This window comes from Gemmatimonadales bacterium (assembly GCA_035502185.1).
Lineage (GTDB): Bacteria > Gemmatimonadota > Gemmatimonadetes > Gemmatimonadales > JACORV01 > Fen-1245.
Genome location: DATJUT010000116.1, coordinates 1 through 2,116, shown reverse-complemented (window position 1 = coordinate 2,116; position 2,116 = coordinate 1). Strand labels below are relative to the sequence as shown.

General features: G+C 72.3%; 3 protein-coding genes. 2 read left to right on the top strand and 1 reads right to left on the bottom strand.

Going from position 1 to position 2,116, the window contains the following annotated elements:
* The first annotated feature begins 752 nt into the window (after window positions 1-752).
* The gene (locus VMF70_16155; protein ID HTT69560.1) at window positions 753-1,166 is read left to right on the top strand and encodes a methyltransferase domain-containing protein; all 414 of its coding nucleotides are present in this window, start codon (window positions 753-755) and stop codon (window positions 1,164-1,166) included.
* 9 nt (window positions 1,167-1,175) lie between these two features.
* Window positions 1,176-1,502, top strand: a complete 327-nt coding sequence (locus VMF70_16150; protein ID HTT69559.1) for a hypothetical protein — start codon at window positions 1,176-1,178, stop codon at window positions 1,500-1,502.
* A 313-nt stretch (window positions 1,503-1,815) separates the two neighbouring features.
* Here VMF70_16150 and VMF70_16145 read toward each other — a convergent pair.
* Window positions 1,816-2,116 (bottom strand): hypothetical protein (locus VMF70_16145; GenBank protein HTT69558.1); only part of this gene is annotated, 301 nt, incomplete at its 5' end.

The window sequence follows — 2,116 nt, the reverse complement described above, 5'->3', positions numbered from 1 at the left end:
GCCTGCCGCCCACAGCAGGTTCTTGGCCCGGTCCCGGCCCGTCGGCCCGCAGCCGGCCACCACGGTGCGGGCGAACACCGCCGCCTGCGGCGGGACAGACGACGGCCGCCAGCGCGCGGGGTAGCCGGCCGCCTCAGCAGTGTCCATAATCGCGGTGGCCCTTGCAGCCCCGCCCGCACGACCGGGTCTCCCGGCACCGGGCAGGCACCAGCCGGGCCAGGGCGGAAACGGCCGCGGTGCGGCAAAGCTCGGGTTTACCTCCCGCGCCCAGGTGGCCGCCTGGGTCGCCGCGTCACAACCGGACGGTGAGAACTGCTCAGACTAACCTGTCTGGTAGGCGTCCGGGGCGCGCCTGAACGGATGATCTGCGCGCTAAGTGTGGACGATCCGGGCGGAGCCGGAGTTCGCCTGAGCGTGAGGTTTAGGGCAGCCTGCATCTCCGCTATTCGCCGCACCAGCTCATCACGGTGGCGGCGGGTGACGTTTCGGTGCTTCTCGAGGTCGGCGGTCGTCAGGATGTCGCGGATGTCGGTCAGGGCGAGCCCTGCCTTCTTGGCGAGCAGGATGCCCGCGACCCGGTAGAGGTCGGAGTTATCGGCGGCGACCTCCAGTCGCGCGCGCGCGGGCGAGAGCCGGCCCATGGTCTCCCAGTGGCGCAGTACGTGCGTGGCAGGCCGAAGTGCCCGGCCACCTCGCCGATGCTCATGGTCGCGCTTGACTTCATGCCGACATGAAGTCGCAGTATGGGGCGCATGTCAAGCGAAGCAATCGAGGCCCTCACCCCGCAGCTCGACGCCGTCGAGGAGAGTTCCGGCGCCGCCGCGCTGCGCGCCCGCTCGTACGAGCTGCTGCGTGCCGCCCGAGGCGCCCTCGTCGTCGATGTCGGCTGCGGTGCCGGGCGGGCCGTCGCCGAGCTAGCGGATCAGGGCGTCCGGGTGACGGGGATCGACGTCAGCGATCAGATGATCGCGCTGGCGCGGGCGCGCTGGCCGCGCGGCGAGTTCCGCGTCGGCGACGCGTATGCCCTGCCGCTTGAGAACGGGGAGGCCGCAGGCTACCGGGCCGACAAGGTCATCCACGCGCTGGCTGACCCGGTACGGGCGCTCGCCGAGGCCCGGCGCGTCGTCGCTCCGGGCGGCCGCATTGTGCTGTGCGGGCAGGACTAGGACACGATCGTGACCGACTCGGCCGACCCGGAGCTCACCCGCACAATCGTGCGCAAGCGCGCCGACCAGGTGCCGTCGCCGCGGGCCGCCCGTCAGTACCGCAACCTGCTGCTGGACGCCGGCTTCGGCGACGTGACGGCGGAGGTGCACACGGGAGTGTTCACCGACGGCTCGTTCCTGCCGGTACTCACCCGCCTCGCCGAGGCCTGCTGCGAGCACGGCGCGATCACACGCGCGCAGGCGGACGCGTGGATCGCCGACCAGCGAGACCGCGCCCGGGCCGGCCGGCTGTTCGCGGCCGTACCGATCTTCATGGCGGCGGCGACCAGCCCCTGAGAGGGCTCGCCCGGCGCGAGCGCGCGGGTCACCGGGGATGGCCGGATGAGCGGACGGGATACCGGCGGGAGCGCCGGCGATTCGCGGCACGGCTCCCAGCCGCGGTCGCTGGCGACGTACTCGGCGATGAGCTTGGACGCCGCACCGAGATCGTCGGCCTCCAGGTAGGCGACGGTGAGGTGCCCTCCTGGGCCGAGAAGCGCGCGCACATGCTGCTCTCCGGGCGTCGGGCCTTCACTGATGGGCGCCAGGCTGATGCTGTGGGCGGAACCAGGCAGCCCGCGCGGCGGGCTGTGACGGATGCTGGTTCGCCTCAGCTTCGGCCGGGCGGGTGGCGTTGCGCTTCGGTTCGTGCGGTGTGCTCGATGAGGTCGGCGACTGCCTGGCGGGCGCCGGGGCTGAGTTCGAGGAGGGCGCGCAGCTGGGCGCTGGTGACGCCGGTGTCGCGGACCAGGGCCAGCAGCTCGACTTCTTCGCGGAGCAGGCCGGCCTGCTCGTCGTCGTAGTCGCTGAAGAAGAAGGCCGGCGGCACGCCGAAGGTGCGGGCGAGTGCCTCGATGAGGCGCATCTGGGGGTTGGCGGCCTGGCCGTTGCGCAGCTTCCAGATGGTGGTG

Bases quoted from the DNA above. Each gene is read 5' to 3' on its own strand.
- VMF70_16155 (HTT69560.1), top strand. From the start codon at position 753: ATGTCAAGCGAAGCAATCGAGGCCCTCACCCCGCAGCTCGACGCCGTC.